At 52.8% G+C, this 21637-nt stretch carries 27 protein-coding genes and 1 pseudogene; all 28 read right to left on the reverse strand.

Annotation, left to right across the window (positions count from 1 at the left end):
- Nucleotides 1–1015: pseudogene (locus ACH2EM_RS03850) on the reverse strand (hypothetical protein); the annotation flags it as partial.
- Nucleotides 1016–1017: 2 nt separating this feature from the next.
- Nucleotides 1018–1455, reverse strand: coding sequence for a hypothetical protein (locus ACH2EM_RS03855; protein ID WP_395150784.1), 438 nt, complete (start codon nt 1453–1455; stop codon nt 1018–1020).
- Nucleotides 1445–4141 (reverse strand): hypothetical protein, encoded by a 2697-nt coding sequence (locus tag ACH2EM_RS03860; protein ID WP_395150785.1) that lies wholly within the window; start codon nt 4139–4141, stop codon nt 1445–1447. Before ACH2EM_RS03860 ends, ACH2EM_RS03855 begins: the two co-directional genes overlap by 11 nt.
- A gap of 11 nt (nt 4142–4152) precedes the next feature.
- A complete protein-coding gene (locus ACH2EM_RS03865; RefSeq protein ID WP_395150786.1) occupies nt 4153–4713 on the reverse strand; it encodes a Gp15 family bacteriophage protein in 561 nt (186 codons plus the stop codon).
- On the reverse strand, nt 4710–5165 hold the full coding sequence (locus ACH2EM_RS03870; RefSeq protein ID WP_395150787.1) for a hypothetical protein: 456 nt from the start codon (nt 5163–5165) through the stop codon (nt 4710–4712). Before ACH2EM_RS03870 ends, ACH2EM_RS03865 begins: the two co-directional genes overlap by 4 nt.
- A gap of 87 nt (nt 5166–5252) precedes the next feature.
- Nucleotides 5253–5747 carry a hypothetical protein gene (locus tag ACH2EM_RS03875; RefSeq protein WP_395150788.1) on the reverse strand — a complete coding sequence of 165 codons (495 nt, stop codon included), beginning with the start codon at nt 5745–5747 and terminating at the stop codon, nt 5253–5255.
- Nucleotides 5748–6224, reverse strand: a complete 477-nt coding sequence (locus ACH2EM_RS03880; protein ID WP_395150789.1) for a hypothetical protein — start codon at nt 6222–6224, stop codon at nt 5748–5750.
- 6 nt (nt 6225–6230) lie between these two features.
- Entirely contained in the window at nt 6231–6695 is a 465-nt protein-coding gene (locus ACH2EM_RS03885; protein WP_395150790.1) for a minor capsid protein, read from the reverse strand.
- Nucleotides 6696–7136, reverse strand: coding sequence for a hypothetical protein (locus ACH2EM_RS03890; protein WP_395150791.1), 441 nt, complete (start codon nt 7134–7136; stop codon nt 6696–6698). It lies immediately after the preceding gene.
- A complete protein-coding gene (locus tag ACH2EM_RS03895; protein ID WP_395150792.1) occupies nt 7136–7483 on the reverse strand; it encodes a hypothetical protein in 348 nt (115 codons plus the stop codon). The genes ACH2EM_RS03890 and ACH2EM_RS03895 overlap by 1 nt, the downstream gene beginning before the upstream one ends.
- A gap of 12 nt (nt 7484–7495) precedes the next feature.
- Complete coding sequence (locus tag ACH2EM_RS03900) at nt 7496–7618, reverse strand: hypothetical protein (RefSeq protein ID WP_395150793.1); 123 nt, start codon at nt 7616–7618, stop codon at nt 7496–7498.
- Between the two features lie 12 nt (nt 7619–7630).
- The gene (locus ACH2EM_RS03905) at nt 7631–8503 is read right to left on the reverse strand and encodes a hypothetical protein (protein ID WP_395150795.1); all 873 of its coding nucleotides are present in this window, start codon (nt 8501–8503) and stop codon (nt 7631–7633) included.
- A gap of 25 nt (nt 8504–8528) precedes the next feature.
- Nucleotides 8529–9080 carry a phage scaffolding protein gene (locus ACH2EM_RS03910; RefSeq protein WP_395150796.1) on the reverse strand — a complete coding sequence of 184 codons (552 nt, stop codon included), beginning with the start codon at nt 9078–9080 and terminating at the stop codon, nt 8529–8531.
- Between the two features lie 329 nt (nt 9081–9409).
- Entirely contained in the window at nt 9410–10945 is a 1536-nt protein-coding gene (locus tag ACH2EM_RS03915; RefSeq protein ID WP_395150797.1) for a phage minor capsid protein, read from the reverse strand.
- Between the two features lie 16 nt (nt 10946–10961).
- A complete protein-coding gene (locus tag ACH2EM_RS03920; RefSeq protein ID WP_395150798.1) occupies nt 10962–12338 on the reverse strand; it encodes a hypothetical protein in 1377 nt (458 codons plus the stop codon).
- Nucleotides 12339–12546: 208 nt separating this feature from the next.
- A complete protein-coding gene (locus ACH2EM_RS03925) occupies nt 12547–13800 on the reverse strand; it encodes a PBSX family phage terminase large subunit (protein ID WP_395150799.1) in 1254 nt (417 codons plus the stop codon).
- Nucleotides 13778–14287, reverse strand: a complete 510-nt coding sequence (locus ACH2EM_RS03930) for a terminase small subunit (protein WP_395150801.1) — start codon at nt 14285–14287, stop codon at nt 13778–13780. Before ACH2EM_RS03930 ends, ACH2EM_RS03925 begins: the two co-directional genes overlap by 23 nt.
- A 45-nt stretch (nt 14288–14332) precedes the next feature.
- Nucleotides 14333–15049, reverse strand: coding sequence for a DNA-methyltransferase (locus tag ACH2EM_RS03935; RefSeq protein ID WP_395150802.1), 717 nt, complete (start codon nt 15047–15049; stop codon nt 14333–14335).
- Nucleotides 15050–15304: 255 nt separating this feature from the next.
- A complete protein-coding gene (locus ACH2EM_RS03940) occupies nt 15305–15781 on the reverse strand; it encodes a hypothetical protein (RefSeq protein ID WP_395150804.1) in 477 nt (158 codons plus the stop codon).
- Between the two features lie 58 nt (nt 15782–15839).
- Complete coding sequence (locus ACH2EM_RS03945; RefSeq protein ID WP_395150805.1) at nt 15840–16295, reverse strand: hypothetical protein; 456 nt, start codon at nt 16293–16295, stop codon at nt 15840–15842.
- A 461-nt stretch (nt 16296–16756) separates the two neighbouring features.
- Complete coding sequence (locus ACH2EM_RS03950; protein WP_395150806.1) at nt 16757–17326, reverse strand: RusA family crossover junction endodeoxyribonuclease; 570 nt, start codon at nt 17324–17326, stop codon at nt 16757–16759.
- Between the two features lie 14 nt (nt 17327–17340).
- The gene (locus tag ACH2EM_RS03955) at nt 17341–18036 is read right to left on the reverse strand and encodes a DUF6291 domain-containing protein (protein ID WP_395150807.1); all 696 of its coding nucleotides are present in this window, start codon (nt 18034–18036) and stop codon (nt 17341–17343) included.
- A gap of 16 nt (nt 18037–18052) precedes the next feature.
- Nucleotides 18053–18595, reverse strand: coding sequence for a single-stranded DNA-binding protein (locus ACH2EM_RS03960; RefSeq protein ID WP_395150808.1), 543 nt, complete (start codon nt 18593–18595; stop codon nt 18053–18055).
- Complete coding sequence (gene bet / locus ACH2EM_RS03965) at nt 18592–19395, reverse strand: phage recombination protein Bet (protein WP_395150809.1); 804 nt, start codon at nt 19393–19395, stop codon at nt 18592–18594. The genes ACH2EM_RS03960 and bet overlap by 4 nt, the downstream gene beginning before the upstream one ends.
- A gap of 15 nt (nt 19396–19410) precedes the next feature.
- Nucleotides 19411–20328 (reverse strand): DUF1351 domain-containing protein, encoded by a 918-nt coding sequence (locus ACH2EM_RS03970; RefSeq protein WP_395150810.1) that lies wholly within the window; start codon nt 20326–20328, stop codon nt 19411–19413.
- Complete coding sequence (locus ACH2EM_RS03975) at nt 20321–20596, reverse strand: hypothetical protein (RefSeq protein WP_395150811.1); 276 nt, start codon at nt 20594–20596, stop codon at nt 20321–20323. Before ACH2EM_RS03975 ends, ACH2EM_RS03970 begins: the two co-directional genes overlap by 8 nt.
- Nucleotides 20593–20784 carry a hypothetical protein gene (locus tag ACH2EM_RS03980; protein WP_395150812.1) on the reverse strand — a complete coding sequence of 64 codons (192 nt, stop codon included), beginning with the start codon at nt 20782–20784 and terminating at the stop codon, nt 20593–20595. Before ACH2EM_RS03980 ends, ACH2EM_RS03975 begins: the two co-directional genes overlap by 4 nt.
- On the reverse strand, nt 20777–21637 hold an 861-nt coding region (locus tag ACH2EM_RS03985), incomplete at its 5' end, for a hypothetical protein (protein ID WP_395150813.1). The genes ACH2EM_RS03985 and ACH2EM_RS03980, both read right to left, overlap by 8 nt.

A 21637-nucleotide genomic window follows, 5' to 3' on the forward strand; every position in this document is an offset into this window, starting at 1 on the left:
AATAGGTGTTATCCAAAATCCCCACGGCATCCGTTGCTTCAAACTGGGCATACATCCCGTCTATGGTGGGCTGTCCGGTCAGGTAATACCGGCCGCCATCCAGCCATTCCACAAAACCACCCTCCCGGATGTCCTTCCAGTTGCTTTCGGCTGCATCCTGCCAGGTAAGCCGGGCCATATCGCCCCAGCGCATCCCCCCTGTAATGGTCTGCCCATACCGAATATGCACCGGGGTGCGCTGCTCAAAATACCTCCAAATCCCCTGTGGGTTGTCCGGGTCATACCGCCCCACCTGGCTGTCTGTAATCAGGTTGGTGTTGATGGCGGTAAACTTCAAGGTGTCGGTGGGCAACCGCCGCCCCACCGGGTCAATCTGGGTCAACTGGATGGTTTTGCTTAACTGCTCCGACCCCAGCACCAGCTCCAGACCAAACACAATGCGGCTCACCCTGGCCCGCCGCAGCGGCTGGCAGGTGCGCTCAAACCGAATCCGCAGCCGGTCAAAGGGCTGCCACGGTCCCTGTGCCACCCACACCACTCCATCCGGCTTTAGCCGGCTGCTTTCCACCTGCCGGCCCTCCTTCCAGGTGTCCAGTGTAATCTGGCTGCACCACTCCCCCGCCACCTGGTCAAAGGCCAGGGTCAGACCTGGCAGATTCACCGGGCTTGCAAAATCCAAAACCAGCTCCGGGGGGCTTTCAAACCACCCCTCGCTGTCGCTCATCTCCTGGCTCACAAATCCTTCCGTCAAGGTGGGTTTTCCAGGCTCCGGGGCAATGTGCAGTCTGCCGTCCATCTTCCAGCGGCCCGGCTCAAAGGTGGCATAACTGCGGTGGGGTGCCCCCTCGGTGGCCAGGGTGCTCTCTGCGTCAGACCAGTAAATTCCATCCTCTTTGTCCACCTGGGCACCAGCCGCCGCATCCACATCCACCACCCGCATCTCCAGCTCCACCAGGGCCGGGCCGCATACCGGCCGGGCCATTTCCTCTCGGTAGGCTGGTGTTACAACCTGCATCCTTACACCACCCCGCAGTCAACCACAGAAAAACCTGCATCCCGCAAAAAGACCGGCTCTCCCGTTTCGTTCTCCACCAGTCCTGGGCTTACCTTCACATCCGAAAGATACATCAGCCGGGTGAGCCACCGACCGGTGTTAAAGTTGAAGTAGTGGCAATAAAAGGTGAAGTGGCCGTTTTCAAACCACCGGTTCATCTCCCACCACAGCTGGCAGGAAATCACACTCCAGCCCATCTCCTGCTTGTCGATGCTCCGGCCCACCATCCGGCCCACCATGGTGCCCTGAGCATTCCGGGCACTGTCCACCAGTCGGCTGGTGGTAAAGGGTGCACTGCCCATATCCGGGTAGGGAACCTTTACGCTGTAATTGGTTTTATCCGTGTAGGGGCTGGCTCCAAGATACAAAAAACCCGTGGATTCCTTTAAATCAATAGGCATCTGCAAAAGCACCTCCAATCCGTCTGCCCTGCCTTGCCTGGATTTTGCTCATGGCCCGGTACAGCACCTGCCCGTCCAGTGTCACCTCAATGGGCTGGCTGGCAGTAAGTTCCTGGCCGCCTACCTGGGCCAGCACCTCTGCCAGGGCCTGTTTGATGGTATCCAGCGGTGCCTCCACATTGGTGCCCCGCTTCTGATCGCCCACCATGGCCAAAAAGGGCTTATTAGCAGGCAGTACTGCGCCACGGGCCAGGGCGGGGATTTGGGGAGCTGAAATCGTTGGAATGCTAAATCCAAAGCTTGCGCCTCCCAAACCAGGAACCCATTGGGGTATGCTAACATTAATTCCGTTTAGCGCCCCAATCACCGCATTTATACCTGCCGCCACTGCCGATATCAATCCGTTCACGAACCCAATGATTGAGTTTACATTATTTTTGAGCAACCCTGTAACCCCATCCCATACGCCTCCAAATATATCCTTTATACCCTGCCAGGCCCTCTTCCAATCTCCAGTAAATATGCCCATCACAAAGTCTATGATCCCTTGGAATATCCTCTTGATAGAACTAAACAAGATTGAAAAGTTGTTTAAAACAGGATTAATTACTACATTTTTAAACCATGCGGAAGCTCCTCCCCACACAGCTACAACGCCGTTCCACACCGATTTGGCCACCGATTTCACGGTATCCCAATGAGTTATTAGTAATACCACAATCGCAATCAGGGCCGTAATGGCAACTACAACCAAACCAATAGGGGATGTCAGGAATGCTACCGCCGCACCAAATGCCGTCGTGAGCACCGTAGCTGTTGCACAAATTGCGTTCCAAGCCGTTGTTGCTGCAATTTGCAGCCATTGTGCAGTTGTATTTGCACCTTTTGCAGCAGTGCTTGCTACCCATGCGGCTGTATTCTTAAGGATTGCGGCGAGTGCCTTTCCGGCACTCACCACAAAATCCTTTGCGTAAAGTGCTATGATTTGCAAATCCATCAGTTTATCTGCCAGCTTCATTGTGGTAGATGCTTTAACTGCCTCCGTAATCCCCTGTATCACACCAATAACTCCACCCGCATTAATGCACCAAGTTGCTATATCGGTCAATTTCCACAGAGCCATAAAGGCCCCCACAATTACCGTTGCCGTTTCCACTAATCCTTGATTTTCTGATATCCAGGTAGATACACCTTGCAATCCTTCCGTGAAAAGATGTAGCGTTTCCACAATTGCCCCAGCAGTCCAACTTGCCAGTGGCTGCAGAAAAGATTCCCACAACCACACGGCCATGGGCTGCAGTGCCTCAATCCCTGCATTCAGTGCTACGATGGCTGCCGCAAGCATTTCCAGGAGTGCAGGCAAAAAACTTTCGGCAGTCCACGCGGCTAACGGAACGAAGATGTTGTACCAAGCCCATTCAAGGCCTGCAAACAGTGTTTTACCGAGTGGTGTGATAGCATCCTTCAGCGTTCCGAGGGCGGTAATCAAATTATCAAAACTAATCGCTTTGAGCGGTTCAATCAGCTGTTTGATTTTATCCACAAACTGCTTCATTTTTTCAGTCATCGGTTTCGTTTCTTGGGTTACGGTTTCCGCCAGACCGCCACCAGCTGCTGAACCGCCGGGACTGGTTGTTCCAGCACCCTGCCCACCGGAACCGCTGTTTGCGGTATCTTTTTGTAGCACATTGAGTTCATCGATGCCGGTTGTTGCGCCCTTCGCAGCATCTCCGGCTGCACTTGTACCATCAGCAAGTGCTTGCTCGCTTTGTGCTGCATCTGTGGCACTGCTGGATATTCCTGCATTGGCACTCTCAATGGCTGCACTGGTGCTTTGCACTTGCTTTTGTGCGCCGCCGAAAATTGATGTAATTACAGCGTTAAACGCATTCGCCATATTGATGAGCGCTGAAACAATGGTGTTCAGCATACGCACTACCGGCAAAAGTACCGTTGTAAGAGCCTGCCCGATAATGCTCATAAACTCCTGCCACTGCATGGCCAATATTCGGGTTTGGTTGGCCCAGCTGTCTTGCGTTTTGGCAAAGTCGCCACTTGCCAAACGCAACTGATCCACCACATAGGAATAACGCAAAGCCGTTTGCTGTGCCTGGTTCATGGATTGGATATTGCTGCCCATGCCGTTTGCCATGGCGTACTGCTGTAAATTGGTTTGGGTCATAACAACGCCCAGTTCTTTCAGGCTTTCGGTTTCACCTGTAAACACAGATTGCAGCTTATAGGCGGCCTGTTCCTGCGTGATGTTATAGAACGATGCAACATCACCAGACAATCCGGTTAAGGCGATTGCCATATCACTGGCCGCCTCTTCGGCTACACCCATACCGCGAGCCATTGCCATGTAGCTCGAACCGGTCTTTTTGGCGGCGAGCTTACTCATGCCAAACTGAGTGATTGCCGTATCTGCAAACTGTTCCATTTTATAGGCCATGCTGCCAAATGCGGTATCTACCACGTTTTGAACTTCGGCCACATCGCTCCCCAACTCAATACATGCTGCACCGAATTGCAATACTTTTTGAACCGCAAACGCAGCTGCAATGGTGCCCGTAATTTTACCAACAACAGATTTTAAACCGCCGAGGCTGCCTTTAATCTCGCTGATTCCTTTTTTTAAACCATCATTGTTTAAACGGGTATCAATAACAACCTTACCATCCGCCAATATGCATCACCTCACTCTCCTAGCAGCTTTTTAATGCGTTCCATCTCTTCCTGTTCTTCCGCTGTGTACTTCGGCTTTAACTGCACTTGGGCTTTGTTTTTCTGGTAATACTCCCGTTCCCAGCTTTCCAGCTTTTTGCCACGGCGCATCTTGTCCCGAATGGATACCACCGTGGAAAGCTGCCCCTCACTAATACCGTTAAACCACGCTAAAAAGGTCCACCAATGTACAAACGGCAACGCGCGAATTTCACACCCTGCCACCTTGTTTACATCGGCCACAATCATGCTTTGGTCCTGTTCCCAGTCAAGCAAGCGAGGACCCGCCGGGCTGGTGTCTTCGGTTCCGCCGTTAAGAAATATCATCATCTGGGTTGCGGCCTGCTGCTGGCTTTTCTGCGGAATGCTGTCCCAGTCCTCGAAAAATAGCTTTAACGCCACATAAATGCGTAGCGTTTCCTCTTCTTCGCATGTCAGCCATTGGATTACTTCCAGTACGTCCCGAAAATCCGCATTGATTGCATACGATGCACCGTCAACCTCGATGTGGTCGGGTAATTCCCAGCGGTTCATTTACGATTCCTTTTTCTGCGGCGCTGGGCACGGTTCAGCTTTGCGTTCGCAACTGCGGCATTTGCTTTATCATCATAGAAACGCTTTGCGCCCTGCTCGATAATGGGTCGCAGTGCATCCAGCAAGTTGGTGATAACACGCTCGCCATTACCGGCTACAGCCATAAGGTTTACACCTTCCACCAATATGTCAAAATCATTGCCGGGGCCAAACGCTTCCATGAGTGCCGCCTTTGTGTCTTTGTCGGCCTTCGCCATCAAAGCAAGGGCTTCTGCGCCGTTGTTTTCTTTCAGATTTTTTGCGTTTTCCACCAGTTCCTTTTCTGCCGCTTCTACTTTTTTGATTGCTTCCATGAAGCGGTGGTATACATTGGGATCGCTGGGGTTAAAGCGCAGCACCCCACCGGGCAGCTGGAACTCCTGCACACCGGTATCAAACATCAATTTTTGCATTTTTCAATCTCCTTTCTTTTTTTGCATATGACTGCAAAGTGGAATAAAATCAAGGCCCATTGCTCCGAAGAACAATGAACCTTGATTTTATTCCGCCGCCGTAAACACCTTGGTATCCAGCTTGAAATATCCTTTTACGGGTTTGTTTGCATAGTGCAACGTGAACGGAATCTGGTATCCGGTGTTGTCGCCACCGTAGCTGCTTACTTCAATCACAGCATCATCCTTAACTGCGGGATAACCCTTCTCAGGGTCGGCATCCTCCCACATATGCACCTCTACCACCGAGGTGTTGCAGTCATCCATGATGCGTCCATTATCGATGATATCCTGGAGCCGAACGAATAAGGGGTCATTCTTTTCGGCATAGTACGGCTCCACGCTGGCGCTTTTTTCATAGCTGGTCAGCATGATAGAGGTCTCGCCCAGGATGTTTTGCTTTTTCTCCACATTGGCACTCAACTCCGGACTGTATTCTTCCAAGTCCTTGCCCAAGCGCACATAGGTAGGGCTGCCCGCTTTTGCATTGGGCAGATTTGCGTCAACATAGTGCGCCAGCCATTTACGATCTACTTTTCCCAATTAAATCACCTCATATTTTGTCTTAAATTCCACACTGAGGGCCACTACATACACTCCAACGCCCTCCTGGTCGGTTTCGTACAGTGCGCCGTTCTCAGCCTTCATTTGTTCCTTGCTTTGTTCGATGTTCCCGAAGGTTGGGGTTAAACCAGAAACGCTCTGTGCCTGTACCCACTTTTGAAAATCCAGCACCCAATCTGCGTTATAGGCTGCGCCAACATCATCTCCGGGGGCTTTTTCTACCGTAATATACAGCCCGAAGTTATACCGGCTTTGCACAGTGGTTTCACCCCAGATGTTCTCTGCACGGCTGATTTCCTCCAAACCGCCGGGGCTAAGGCTTTTTGCCCCTGGCACCTTGTCCAGATAGTCCACCAGCATATTGCCTTTCAGGTCATAGCCGGGATAGGTTCCAAGCCATTCCCGCAGCCGCTCCAAATCACTTTTAGGAGGCTCTGCTTTTCGTTTTCTCGCCATTATTTTTTAACCCTTCCGTTTGATGTAGGCTTGTACATCTGCCCTTAGCTTGCCGCCTTCTGCCGCCTGAAGGCGTTCATCCCAGCGGCTGCCCGCCAAAGCGTTCTTGGTTTTGTTGTAGTCCAGCTTTTTATTGATAACATGCTTTGTTTCGCCTTTGCGTGCCCAGGGGCTGCCGGTTACATCGCTAACCATTACCTTGCCTTCATACAAAAACCTTGCATACGGTGTATTTGTTATGATTTTCGGCTTTCGGATATCCGTTTGTGCCACCGTAACCTTTGCCGTCATACCGCTTTGCATGGGCATATATTTCACAAGGCGCCGCAACACATTGGCCGTGTGAAACTGCTGCACATCGCCGCCCAGGCCAAGACCTTTGTCTTTGATGATTTGTTGCAGACTGTTCAGCTCCAGGTATGCAATGGTCCCGTCCGGCAGACGGAATAGCTTCTTTTTGCTCTTTGCCATTTAGCCGCCCACCTCCACATGGCATACGATGCCGTTCCAGTGCTTAATGTCTACATCCTTGACCACCACAAGGCCCTGTGTTTTAGCAGGCAAAAAACCAGCCCATGCTGCACGGTCTACCAGTTCCGGACCTTCTCCCAGCAGAATTTTATCTCCCGGCACCACCGAAAAAACACCTTGATCTTGGCTCAATGGCTGGGTGGATGCCGCATCTGCCCATACAGGCCTGCCGCCCCATCCAGACGGCAGGATAACCACAAAGCTGTTTGTTTCCCTGCTGCCGGTTTTGTCCACTGTCTGCACCTTTTTGGAGTCAAAAAATGCACCACGGAACACAGTCCGGGTGCATTGATATCCATTTGTAAGCTCTGCATGATACAGTGTTACCGTTTGATTGCACAGGCTGTAATCCAAATACGGCTGCTTGCTTACCCTCAGCATTACGCCCTCCTGTTAATATCCAGATAAAGGAGAGCGCAGCGGTAGAGCTCCCGGCTTTGTGCTTTGGGCGAGATATCCGGCAGTGCAGATAGTGCCTTGCTGGTACTTACACTGCCCACACTCACGCTTGCAGAAAGCCCGCCGTTTTGAACCATTGTGAAATAATACAGCGCGTCAATCATTGCGCACATTGCCATCTGTTCGCTGTTTTCTGCCAATGGTGTAACGGTGTAAATCCGCCGATAGCGTTCCAATGTGGCAGCCGCATCCCTTGCGTATGCCTTAAATTCTTGTTGCGACACACTATCGCCGCCATAGGTATCACGGTAAAATTCGTACTCTACCACTGCCCCCACCCCTTACTGCTTATCGCCGGTATCTTCTTTTTCCTGTTCTGCCGGCTGCTCCCCCTTGGCATCCTTTGCCTTTTGATTTTTCTTTGCGGGTGCGGGTTCGGGAATATACCCAATCACTTTGCCCATGGGCCCACCTCCTTAACCTGCAGTTTTGTGGCTGGCGTAAACACCGGCCACTTTGTTTTTGTATACATCTGCAATGCCCACATTGCGGTAACCGAACTTGTAGGCATCTGCATCCGGATTATTTTCGGGGGTAACAATCTTGGGCGCTACATGCTTTTCAAACTGAATCAAGGCGGGCTTATGGATCACCATAAAGTTGATATCTGCGGCACCGCCTGCCTTTGCATAGCCGCCAGCTTCCTGACCGCTTTTTCCGGTTTTCTGTTCGATGGCGGTGTAGAATCGGGTCTGGGGCACTTGGGTTACGGTGGCAAAGCGGCCCAGGACCTCACGGCTTTTGTTGGTGTCCAAATCCTGCACCATACCATACAGGGTGGGGGTAATAAACAGGTGACGATCTTCCATGGGCACTTCTGCTTCGTCCATACTGGTGGTGGCAGCACGCAGGGCAGCCACCACAGCGGCACCGTCGCTTAAATCCTCCTGCTTTTTGGCAATGCCGCTTTTGCCGCAATAGGATGCAAAACGGAACGCATCCAGCTCCGGTACTACCTTGGTGCGGATAAACTCACTCGCCAAACGGCCAAAAGCAATGCCAGCGGTTTCCGCATTGTCCATGTTGTCTACCGTGAACATACGGCCGCGGTCAAAGTTGCACTTTACCGTTTCGTTGGTCATGGTTACATCGCCGTTTACATAACCACCATTGCGGTCATAGTCGCCCAGGCCCTGCATCTCCATCATGGGGATAATCAGTTCATTTGCGTTTGCACCCTGCTGGGCCAGTTCGGATGCACCATCCAGCTTTGCAGTCAAAGAGGCCACCTTGTAAACCTCATCCAGCAAGGGCACATATTGTTTTGCCAGTTCAATGCTATTTGCCATATTCTTTCTACCTCGTTTCTATGGTTTATTTATTTTCAGCAGCGGGCAGTCCAAACGCTGCCCGCAGTGCTGCATCGGGGTTGCCCGCCGGGGGCGTGCTGCCGGTTCCGGCTGCATAAGGGGGCGGGGTGGCTGCTTGGAACAGGTAATCGTTATCCTTTGCCAGACCTTCCAAGGCAGCAGCGATATCCTCGTCCTGCTGCTGGCTTTTTTGCAGGTTTTCCAAATCCAGCAGCGCACGGATTGCCTTTGCATTTCTGCCGCCTGCTTTGGTAATGGCGGTATCCAGACGGGCATCAAACTTGACGGCTGCCACCTGTGCGGCTGCGTCTTTCTCTGCCTGTTGGGCTTTCTGCTTCCAGTTCTCCACTTCCTGCTTCATGCCCTCCACATCCAGGTCCTTAAAGCCGTTGATGGTCTTGCTCGCCTCCTTCAGCTGCTCCTTTAAGGCGGTTGCCTCGGTTTCTTTGGCTTCAAAGTCCACCTTGGATACATAGGCCTTGCCAATTTCCTCAGCAATCTTCTGTTTCACATCCTCGGTATACGCATTACCGAGGATGTTTTTTAACCATTCCAATGGTATCTCCTTTCCGTCGCCTTTTCAGACGACTGCAAAATGGGTATAAAAAATGCCCGTTCTGACTTTTCAAAGTCAGATACAGGCATGAAAAAAGCCCACCGCCCAAGATGGGTGTGAGCTTTGATGTATAATTGTATCGCTAGTAATCTCGGAATGGGCAGGATTCGCAAATCCCCTTCCAGTTTGGCTTTACTTTAAATCGAGCTGGGATGTATTCTTCTCGGATATCTTGGTTGAGCATACACCGTTCCGGCTCAATCCAGTCATTTACTAAAGGACACTTTACAGCTTCCGCGGTTCCTGTCTCATCGGGTCTATACTCGACATTACCCAAGAATGCCATTTTTCTTCATCTCCTTCACTAACGCTTTAATATTATCAGTAAACTCTGCCTCACTATATGCTGTGCGAATTTCATGTTTGAGGGTATTTACATATGCTGCACCTTCGCGGCCGTAGTATCGCTCAAACTGCCCATTCCATACAGTAACCGAAATTCCCGCTTCTTGTATGTATCGTTTCGCTTGTTCTTCACTGACATTGTGGACACGTTCCTTGTTGATATGTTCATTATCAAACGAAAGTGAATCTATATCAATCCGCTTGGGCTTCAGATGGATTTCTGCTGTCTTCGGAAGATTTGCGGCAGTGCGTAACTTTTCTATTAGTATATCACATTCCTGTGCTTTTGTGTAAGCCCTCGCCGCCCCACTGGCCTGGGCCGCCTGTTTGCGTCCCCAGCCCACAACCTCCAAGCGTTCCTGCCTGGACTTAAAACCCATAGCGGCATTAAACTTTTGGTACTCCTGATTTAATCGGGTCAGGCGAACCTGGTCGGCAAGCAGCTGTTCTTTATCGCCTGTTTTATCGCTTAATAGGACGCGCCGCTTTTGTTTGCGAATGGCCCGTTCGATACGGTTCTGGTATTGGGTTGCCTCGTACCCGGTCATATGCCGTCCTTCATAGGTCAATCCCTTGGCATTTTCGTCTTTGAGGGCCTGCAGCTGTGCTTCGGTGTATTGGGGGCTGCTTACTCCCAAAATAACCGGCATAGCCACATGGCCACAGTTCAGCGTGCCGATGCGACGCTTCAAGCTGTTATTTAACCGTTCAAATTCCGCATCGCTGTACTGCCGGCCCTGTATGTCCTCGTGATCCGGGGCACTGTTGGCGTGGGCAGATATCTCCCAACCATCACAGCCAAGAGCATCGTGGTTTTTCTGGGTTACCTGCTCCACCATCAGGCCCATGCCGCCCATTAGGTTGCGCCTTACCGCCGCCCCAAGCTCGGTGCTTGCGCCGCTGGCATAGTCAATGGTTACCACGCCACGCTCGGCCAGCTTGCGGGTTGCTTCTCGTGCCGCTTGGCTTGCGCTTGTGCCACCCGTAGACACCAACTTTAACGCCGTGTCCATGCAGTCCTGGTACACCTTTTGCAATGGCCGAGGCTCGCCAGTGATGGGCGATACCATACCCATGGTTTGGGTGATGTTTTTTAGTTCCTTTCCTGCCACCTTTGCCGCTGCGTCTGCTATCTGCATGAGGCTGTCCATATCCGCCTCGCTTGCATGGACTCCAACACGCTGGTAGTCGTCCTTGCCGGAAAACTTCGCTGCTTTGCGCATCAGCGTGCGGATTTCTTTTTGCGACAGTTTCAACTGCTTTTTCAAGTAGTCCTGCAGCGCCTTTTTGCTTTCGCCCAGTGCCTGGGCCCGATAAATTTCATAGGCAGCGGTAGATGTCATTTTTCCGGCAGCCTCTACCCGTTCGGCAATGTCGGCCAGCAGCCACTCAATCACTGGCTGTGCAATTTCCTCGCAGGCATCTCGCAGACTGTGGATTTCATCGGGGGTTAGTGCCAATGCCTACACCCCCTTTTTAATCGTCCAGCATAGTATCCAGCTGAGGCATATACATTTGCCGGACCTTTTCCAGGTCAGCAGGCGTCTGCCACGGCATATCAAACCGCCAGGCAAGAGCAATTTCTGGTTTCAACATCCCTGCACTCACAAGCTGCATGGTCTGTTGCCAGTCCTTGTCCTTGTCGTATAGAACATCATTACCCCAGCTGATGGTTACAGCCTTCTCGCCGTCCAGTTCAGTGGCACCCGGTACTTGGTATAGCTTGCCCAGTTTGCCACAAAGCTCAACCGTTTGGCGCACTGCCTGTTCCCACATCTGTTGCAGGTCCTGAATGGTCAGGCTGTAATCACCCTGGCTGCTGGTCACCTCGGTAGCGGTGCGCTGAGCCGCCTCCACCTCGCCCAGCAACCCCCGTTTCAGGCCGATTACGCTTTCAATGTTCCGCAAATATTCCTGCTTGCGGGCCAGAAAACTTTCCTGCCGCAACGCCGGGGAAAAGATGGTAATTCCCGTGCTGTCCGGGTCATCGTCCAAACCTACGAACAGGCCGGGAGGCAAAACCCGCTCTCCATTGCGCCGCCGGGTCAGCAGGTCGGCCGAGGCAAACACCCTGCTTTCCCCATTTTCAAACTCTCTGCTAAGCTGCCGTTCGTTGCGGTTGATGTTCCGTATCAAACCGGCTGCCGCCGCATATACACTCACACCGTCTGCGCTGCCGTCCACACAGTTCTCCATGGGTACTCGCATACCAACCAGCCCTATACCGCCCAGGCCAGGCAATACAACAACCGGTTGCAATGCTGCATACTGAGGCAAAGCAGCAAGCCCCACCGGTGTACCGATGCTTTGGCCATCCCAGCTATAAAACAGCTTGCTTTCAATCACAAGTGCACCTTGTGCGTCTATGCTGCGCCGTTCAAGCAGGGTGTAGAACTTACCGCCCTGCTGGGTTACTTCTGCACTGCCTATGGCGGTAACCTTGCCGCCGGAATCCCTGCCCAGCACCGTAACCATATCCCGACGCATGACCACAAACTCAAATCCGCCGGGGGTTGGGATTGGTTTGAGCCACGCCTCGCCGCCGATGAGGGCAAGCTGCATTGCTTTTTTGCGGGCCACCTCTAATGACTGCAGCACCTGTGCCACAAAGCTGTTTTGCTGCACCGGATCGGCTTCGTATTCCGCAAAGCAGGCCCGGCTCAATTTGTGAACCACCGTATAGGCCAACCGCTGGCAGGGGTCCTCCTGCTCTGTTACTTCCCGGTCGAAATACAGCTCGAACCAATCCGCAATTGCTTGTTGCATAACCGCTGTGGTGCAATCCTTGGCACCCGGGAACGCCTGTTCAAAGTGATACACCTTGTTGTTGAGGAGAGCACCGAAAAAACTCATTGATAAGCACCCTCCCCGTTATGGATGACCACACCCCTTTGTTTGCGCAAACCGTCGTGCATCCCTTGAATGTATGCTTCAAGCCGTTGCACCTCTTGTTGTGCGTTTGCAAGCTGCCGGGTAAGGTCTTTGTTTTCTGCTTCCAGCTGCCTTCTTGCCCATTCCGGCAAAAACCGCATCCGCAGCCATGTCCAAAATTTTCGCAAAGCTACGCTCCCCTCCTTTTCCAAATGCGGCTTGTTGCATACCGAACCGCATCAATGTGGTGGTTGTTCAGGTCGGGATACCCTTCCAGCACTTCGCCGGTCTTTTTGTCTCGCTCGTATTCGTACTCGCTGAATTCTTTTGCCGTATCCGGGCATCGTTCCGGATCAATCACAATGGCTTGCAAGCTTTGCAGCCACTTCATCCCTGCACGCACACTGCCCGGCCCCTTTTCTGCTCCCCGGCAAGGTAAGCCGGCTGCCCTGTAATCTCCACAGCTTTTTTCCTCTGCACTGTCGGCTGTCAGGTACTCTTCCACCTGTGGGTCTTGGCACACACCTTTTTCAATGAGGATTTTTGCTGTATCCCCATTGGATGTGCGCCGCCGGGTTGCCTCATCCCATATGTACAGTGTTTTGCGGGCCGCATCATAGCTACAGCCGTTATACGCCCATGGGTCGGGGTACCAGCCCCAGTCTACGCCGTGCAGTCGTCGTTCAAAGCCGTTGACCTGCTCTTTTGTGATGGGTTGCAGCTTTAAATTTTCAAACACCTGGGTACCGCTGCCCACCACTTCGCCCAGATACTCATGTCGGTATGCGGTTTCATTGGTGGCTTTTAGGTGTTCGGCATCCGCCAAAAAACGAGGCCCCAGCCATTCCGGTGGAACGCTGCGGTAATCTGAGTGATACACCAGCTTGCCCGGCTTTGCTTCCCGTGCGTATCGGTTCGCCCAATTTCGAGCCATCGCAGGAGGGTTGAAACTCTTGAACGCAAAAGAAAAAGAGCCGCCACGAAAAAGCGACTGCTCCACATTGCGGATTTCTTCCGGTCCGCTGTACTGATCCAGCTCCTCGGCCCAAAGGATGCCGATGTGCCCGAACGGAACCTTGATGGATTTAAGCTTGCCCGGGTCATCCAGACCCATGAACAGGATGCGCTGCCCTGTTTTTTTGTAGGTCATGCGCATGGGGCTAACCGTTTGCTCAAAATGTGCCGATAGCCCCAGCTCTGCGATTGCCCAGGCCACTTGCTCATACACACTGGTACGCAGCGTGTTGGCCACCTTACGCAGCACAACCGCATGACAAGTTGGGTGCTCCAACAGCATTTTAACCAGCTCAATACTAATGCAGCTGCTCTTGGTACTGCCGCGGCCGCCGGGAAGAACCACCTCGTTGAACTGCCCACTTTTAATGGCCCGGTGCACATCGTACAGGCCCGGGCTGATTAACTTACTCAGGGATATCGTCAACAATGGTTACTCCCTCCTGCTCGTTTGTTTCAGCCGATTCCCACATGCCTAAATTTCGGCCGATTAATTCCAGCGCTTTAATCTTGTCTGCCATTTTAATTTCGATGCCAGATTGCCCCTGCTTAATGCCTACAATGGCTTTTCGGGTATCGGCAGGCACATCTTCGGTATCCGCAAGGACGAGTTCTCCGCCCTCAATCTTCGCAACCTCTGTGGCATTGGCAAACCCAATGGCCGCCAGCTCCAAAAGCACCCGTTCGGGACTCACCGCCCGCCGGGCCATCTGCTTGCGCCTGTATGTGATGTAGTCCTGGATGTCCTCACGGTCAAGCAGCTGATAGCTTTTTGCACGGGCGAAATTTTCGCTATACTTTGCGGTTAACGCCGCCCGATATGCGTTGCCGCCGTTGCTTAGGTAGGCATCCGCAAACGCCTTATATTTTGGTTTTAACGCATCCGACAATGCCGCCACCTCTCTGTTTGTTTTCATCCCCTGTTCCCACCCGCCGGCTTCTCCTGTGCCGGCTGCCACAAATTATCGAGCTACCGCCGTGTTATAAAATTCAGCATCAATTTCAAATCCAACAAAATCTCTTCCTGCATTTCTGCACGCCACCTGTGTTGTGCCGCTTCCCATGCAACAGTCCAGCACCAAATCCCCCTCGTTTGTATAGGTACGGATAAGATACTCGAACAATGCTACAGGCTTTTGCGTTGGATGCAGGCCCTCACGCTGGCAAGGGATTGTCAGCACCTGCCGTGGATAATTGGTAAAGTGCTGCACGCTTTCTTTTTGCAGTCCACCGGTTCGGTATACATGCGCATTGCCCAGCTTTTTACCGGATACCCTTCTGGGTTTTTCCAGTGCCACAAGCCCCTGCGGATTGTAGGTCGGCTTCTTGCGGTAAAACACCACAACCTCCTCCACACATCGAAGCGGCTGCACCTTGGCGAACGGAAAGCCGGTTACCTGATTCTTAAACCAATACCAGCAGTACCGAAACGCCTTAGGATTGCTGTTGATCAGCTGCGTGGTAAATGGCTGGGCCGCCGTCATAACAATGGCACCGTTTGGCTTTACAACTCGGTTCAGCTGTTTCCAAAGGTCGTCGAACGGGATAACGGTATCCCAATAGCCGTCTGTCGTGCCATAGGGTAAATCGGTCATTACCATATCTACGCTGGCATCCGGTAACAGGCTCAAGCCGGCAATGCAGTCCATGTTATAAATTTTGTTTCTGTAATTCTCCATAGGTCGCTCCTTTCATCCAGAGCGGCCAAAACCACAACGGGCGAAATTCCGTTACCCCTTCGCCCTCATGCAGGCAAAATGGGCATAAAAATACCCCAGCCGCTTACGGCCAGGGTTCGTATAACATAGGCAGACCACTCATACCGCCGTCTGCCAGGGCGGCCCAAAAAGGAGAAAACATGAATATAGAGCAGCGCGGTTGCGCTTTTCGATGGTTAAATTAAACCATACAAACCATGGTAAAAGATAGGCAGTTTATTCCACTTTTCTCCCTGATTTTAGGTGCTCAATCGCTCGCCGATGAACTCCCATAACCATCTTTACTCCTCTTTCATATGGGTTTCCGTATATTGTATTTGCGATGTCAGACCACAGCGTGTGCCTGCAACTGTCCCTCCCTGTTTCCGGGTCAGCAGAAGGTTGCAAATACCTCATCTGCAATACACTGCGTTCCAGAGGGTCGGAAAGTGCAGCCACAGCCGACTCAATTACTGCCATTTCCCGGCGGTTCGCTTCAATCAGCGGGCGAATCTGCGCTTCGTATTCCATGCACTTTTCCACCGCTCGGGCCATTCGGTCCATGCTGGAGCCAGAACCTTTCGAGCCGTCGCCCTGCTGCAAGGCTGGAAGTTCGGCATTGCTGCGCAGCCGGGCAAGCCGTTCCAGCCGGTTCTCGTTCTCCTTTTTGAGCGATATGTACCGGGCAAGCCGCTCTTTGGTTATTGGTTCCATAAAGTCTCCTCTCAACATTAAAAATCTTTACAGTGAAAGCCCACACCATTCTCAGTTGTCATTTGCGTGAATCAATCGCTGTTTGACCGTCTTCTTTACACCCCTCATATTCTCCGCTAAGCACTAGTGCCATTGCTTCAATGATGATTGTGTTTTTGATTCTTGCAAGGTTATCAAACGGTATATCTTTTAAATTATTTTTTCTTTGCCCTGCTGTTTTCTGCATCATCATTTGGCGTAACTCCATGCAGGCCTCCTTCAATGCGAGATAGTCTGCCTTTTGGCCCCCCATCTGCAAAAAAGCCCACATAGTGTCAAACATATCTCTTTCCATGCGCTGGTTATCTATTTTATCCACCGCCTTTCTGCTTAAAATCCCGGCAGTAAAAATCCACATCTGTTTCTTCTGCAGCGCACGGTCCAGATGCGCAGTGCTCTTTATACCAGTGTTCGCACTCCCCACACCGCCCAATCGGTGGGGCTGGTCGGGTGTTCCAAAGTTCCAACGCTTCATATTCGGGATAATCGCACTCGTCACTTTCGTATGCTATTGGCCCATCGCATCCGCAAGCATCGCAGCTGTAAGAATATTGCTCGTGCCCAACACTTAAGCTAATCATATCGCGCTCATCGCAGCCACAATACGGACACGGTAATACAATCCCCCTTTCCGTACACTCCTGTTGGGCCTGCTTGTCGCCCATCAGCGCACGGCGTTCAAGTTCGGTCATCTCGACACCTCCAGCAATTCCCCGCATTTTTTACAAACACCCAAAACCGCCACGCTCAAGTCAAGGCTTCTGCCGCAAACCTGGCATTTTCGCTCCGGTGTGGATGTGGTTTTGTTTTGCGCTCTGGCACACTCCAGCATATCTTCCTTTGCCCACCGGATTACCTGCCTGTCAAAGCTCCCTTCGGGCAGACTGTCCTCTATTTGCTCCAGCCGTCTAATAGCGGCTATCCGCTGCATTTTTGTCATGCCTTTCCACCTACCTTTTCCAACCTGGTTTGCTCCACGGTGGCATCCCCTTGCAGGCGAACCCATACGCATGGTTCGGGGCCGTACTGCTTGCGAATATTCAACTCCGTAACATGGGCATCATCCTTATACGCTATTCCATTCAGAGAATCCAAGACCGCTTTTGCAATGTTATCCAAGTCTGGTTTGGAGGCATGTGGGACAACTCCGGCCAAGCAATCCGACCGCTTTCTCTTTGAGTAGCTTTTGGGGACTGCGTGAACCACCAGAATTGTGGCACGAATGGGCGGTGCAAGCTGTACCTTTCCGACTTGGCTAACCATGCAGGAACGCACAAGGTCCTCATACTGCTGCGTGTTTGTTGGGGTGTAGATTTGAGCTGTATATTTTCCACCAATTTTTATTACCCTAGCTCTCGGGCGTTCTTTTCCGTGCGCCGGGCCGGGAATCTTAAACACAATCTCTTTCATTCGTTTCTCCAATGCCCGGGCAGCCTTAGCCGCCCGGATCTCTATATCTGCATTATGGATTGCTGTATCTGCCGTTGGGTCTGGATAATGTTCCATATTATAGAACATCCTCACTCCTCCCTTTTCAAGCGCAGCGGACGGTGCACCGCCCGTTGCAGGATGTCGTTGCCGCTGTGCTGGGGCCTGTCCACCCTTTGGTTGTGGCCCGCCCTGCGCCTAACCTGCTCCGCTTCATAGGCTGCCAAATCCATCCCCTTTGCCTTGCAATCCTCCAGAGAAGCGGCAACATAGCTCCAGCCATTGGCGCCACACTCAGCACATTGTTCGATTACCCTGCAAACCAATTCCGGCCCTAAATCATTCCCATACTGAGCAAGTCGCCGCTGTATAACAGGTGTGGGTTGCTGGAAATACTCTTGGTATGTTTTCAGAATGGTCGTCATCGTCCAATCAACCTCTTCTTTAGAAGAAGATAATTCTTCTTTTTCTTCTTCCTCTTCTTTTTCTTCTTCTTTGGGTTGTTTGGGTTGTTTTTGTTTTCTGGCGTTCTGGTTCCCGATAGGCGCACCGCCTTTTTTGCCGTTTTCCCGATTTCGTTCTGATTTTGCATCATAGGCGGCGGCCTCACGGTCGAAGTTGGTTTTCATGAAGGTAAAAGCCATCCGTTCACTGGGGGATAACTCCGGCATGGTTCTGGTTGCACCATACTGGAGAATGGCACGCACTACTCGGCCCACCTGCTCATCGGTGAGGTCAGCCAGCGGCTCCAGATATGAAAAGTACATCTGTACATAGCACATTGCCATCTGGCTTGTCCCCCCCTTAAAACGGTAAATCTTCCGGTTCGCACTTTACAAAATCGGTCAGCCGGCTCTGTTCGGCCGATTTGGCCCCGGGCAGGTGATCCGCCAGCTGTTCGCCAGGGTACAGCTCATGGCCCGTCAACTGGTTTTCCTGTGCGAAGGGTGCGGGCTCGTCCACCACTTCAAAACCGGGCTGTGGTCCCGTGGCAGGCATTAAATCAATCACCTGCTGCATCCAGCGGAACACCACCTCTGCGCCGGGGTACAGCTGTTCAGCCCGCATGGAGTAATACATCTTGCCGCCATACTCCCGGCTTTTCAGTTCGCCGCCTACCACCAGCACGCTGTCCCCCTTCAGGAGCATTCCGTCCAGCTTTTCTGCATCGTCCCACAGGTCGATGTCCAAAAACTTGCCCTGGTTGCGGCCCTCCGGGTTCTCCTGGGTGCCGTATCGCACCGAGAGTTTCAGCACTGCGCTGTTATGCTGTCCCACATACCTCAGTTCGGGGTCTCTGGCAATGGAGCCGGATACCAGCAGCCCGGTTTTTGTGTTTACAATCATTCACCGCCCTCCGCTGCCAATGGGTCCTGCTGGGCTTCTTCCAGCGGGTCATGCACAAGCATCTTGGGGTTTATTACCGCCACAGGCTGCTGCACGGGTGTGCTTACCTCCCGGAAGTCGCCCTCGTAATCCGCTTCATAGGAAACTTCGTCTGCATCGTACATCCCCTGGATGTTGGTGGGGAATGCCTCACGCAAGGCGTGAACCAGTGCAACCTTGCGTATCATGGTGGCTGGCGCCTCTTTCCATTTGCTCTGGCCCTTGTCGTACTCCTTCAGGGGCACCTCCTCATAGTAGGGGCGGCTGCGGTCCTTGCGGTAAACCTTTGCCCAGCCGCCAATCAGCTGTTCGCCCAGGTCGGCATAAAAGGCAGTGCCCTCCCGGTATTCCACCTGGCCCACATCCGGCAGGTATACCTTTACCCCTGCCTCGTAGCCATCAAAAGCGGGGTGCTCGTTGGCCCGCTTCATGTAGGCATCCTTGCCGGTGACCATGGCGGCAGGAGCGCTTTTGTCGTACTTGATGAGATAGGCTTCCTTGAGCCATGGGTTCAGGCCGTTTGCCTTGCAAAGCTGGCCAAACAGCACACACTCCTTGTCCGTTGCGTTGGGACAGAAATATTCCTTGATATCGCTGAGGGTAATGGTGATGTCCTCGCCGCCGGATGCAAAGCTGAAGATGTCCGTGGGGTTCTGAGCCGCCACAGCATGTGCGCCGGGCCGCTGCATGGTCTGGCCAGGGGTGGCCGTCCGTGTTCCGGTGATGGGGGCGGTTTGGGTTCGGTTGGTTGTAAAAGCCATAGTTGTTTCCTCCTGTTAGGTCAATTCGTATTGGATGCCGGCAGCTCGCAGAAATTTTAGCAGCTCCCGGCCTTGGGCAGCGGTGTAGGTTACGGTCAGGGTTCTTGTAAAGGTGCTGGCCGCTTCGGTCTGGCGGTTCATTTCGGCAATGTCCAGTCTGCCGCCGGGGGTGATGCACCGGTCAGCATCGGCCAGCGCCCGGCCCTCCTGCTGAATCTCTCGCTGTTCCGGGGTGGGCCGCTCCACCAGGGGAGCCGCTGCCGCTGCCTGCTGGGCGGCCTTACGGGCCGCCTCCGCACGAGTTTGCGCCTGGCGCAGCTCCTGCCTTTGGTGGTAAGCGCAGATAGCCTCATTCAAGCTGAGGTTTTTTAAGTACACCCGCTGAACTTCCCCGAAATCCTCGCCGCACATGGCCCGCAAATCCTCCATGCTCACCCGCACGGATTCCAGCTTTACAAGAAGTTCTCTCTCGGCTGTACTGGCAGAAACGCTTTTGTTCAGCCATCTGCCATCCAGCAGCTGGTCAAAGGTCAGCAGCTGACCCAGTTCATCTCCTGCATTTTCGGCAAAAATGCGGCGAAGCTGTTCCCTGCGCTGCTCTCGCTCGGTTTCTTCGGCCCGCTTAATCTGCACATCAATGGCATCACTCACCTGCTGGGCCATGTAGCGGAATTCCTTCATCTGGGCTACAAATTCATTCACCGGGGTTTTGTACAATTCCTGTACCCGGTTTTGGGCAGCGGCAAGTTCCTTTTCGATTTTATTCACCTCGGCCCGGTCCCTTTTGGCGTCCTTCAGATCTTCCGGGTTATAGGCACGGCCACGGTAGCAGCTGATTTTCTCCTCCAGCCAGGCGGCCACCTCGGCCCGGTTCCACTCCACGGCAGGCAAAGCCTGTTCAGCCCCCTGCACTCTTACCAGCAAATCATTCATTCTGGACTTCTCCTTTCTGGCCCAACGCCGCAAACTCCGCAGCGGTCTTTGCAACCTCTCTCTCAAAGGCACAAATCAGCACATCCATGGCCATGTCGCACACCAATTTGGGCAGTGCATCCAGCTGTACCATCCGCTCGCTGTGGGGCGAAAAAATCACAAGGGGCACAGGCTCTGTGCAAATCTCCCGCAGCAATTCCAGGTCTGCTTTAAGGGCAAGGCTTTTCTGGTGCAGCTCATTGGCACGGTTCAATGTTTCAATGGTCATTCCTCGGTTTCCTCCTTGACCCAGGAGCTGTAAAACCATTCTTCAAACATATCCAGAAAGGCCTCCAGCTCCTGGGCATCTGTATTGGTGATGGTTAGACCACAGCGTTCCAGGGCGAAAGGCAGGGAATCTTCTGCTGCCACAAAAACCCCTGCATCCGGGCCGGTGCCATGGAATCCCTTATTCATCTGCATCGCCCCCTTCTTCGCCTTCCATCAGGTCGTAAAAATCGTTGTAATACCCTTGCAGGGTGTCCAGCAGGCCATCCACCGCCATACAGTTTTCAGCACTGACTCCCTCGTTCTGAACCGTGTAGAGCAACCCATCCAGCAGATTTTCCACCGCACTTGTAATGCTTTTCACCTGCGCCGCCACGCTGCCCTCACGCTTTAGGGCGCTTATGGTTTGCTGCTGGCTCTGACAAAGTTCTTCCCATTTGGCGTTTTCTGCTGCCACCGCCTGCTGCACTCGGCGGTCAATCTCGGTTTGGTCAATGGCAGTTGCCTCAATGACCTGCCCGGATTCCAGCTCTTTGATGCGGGCGTTTTTTTCTGCCAACTGCCCCTGCAAATCTTCCACGATTTCCTGGGTCTGCATCCCGGCTTCTTCCCATCCACGGGCGTCTTGCTGGGCTTTGGCGGTAAGCTGCTTTTGATGTTCCAGAAGTTCCTCCACACGCTTCTGGTCCTGGGCTCGGCGGTCGCACTCGGATTTGTAGCGCATGGCAGCGGCGTGAGCATCCTCCCGCTCCTTGCGATCCAGTGCGGCGTCCTGCCGAACTTGTTTCAGTTCCTGTTCTGCGTTATCTGCCCGGCGGTCAGATGCTTCTGTCATTTCCAGCAAATCCCGGATTTTTTCGTCTCTTGCCTTAATCTCCGCAAGCGCCTCCTGATACTGCTTGTGGGTAGTAATGTCGCCATCTTTTACCGCACGAACAAGTTCAGCCGGGGCAGACGGCTTGGCGGCAGCGTAAAGGAGGGAGGGCGACAGTTCTTCCAGCACTTTCTGCTCCCGGGGGCTGCTGTCATCCATCAGCTTGGA

Source organism: uncultured Allofournierella sp., assembly GCA_944382705.1.
GTDB lineage: Bacteria > Bacillota > Clostridia > Oscillospirales > Ruminococcaceae > Allofournierella.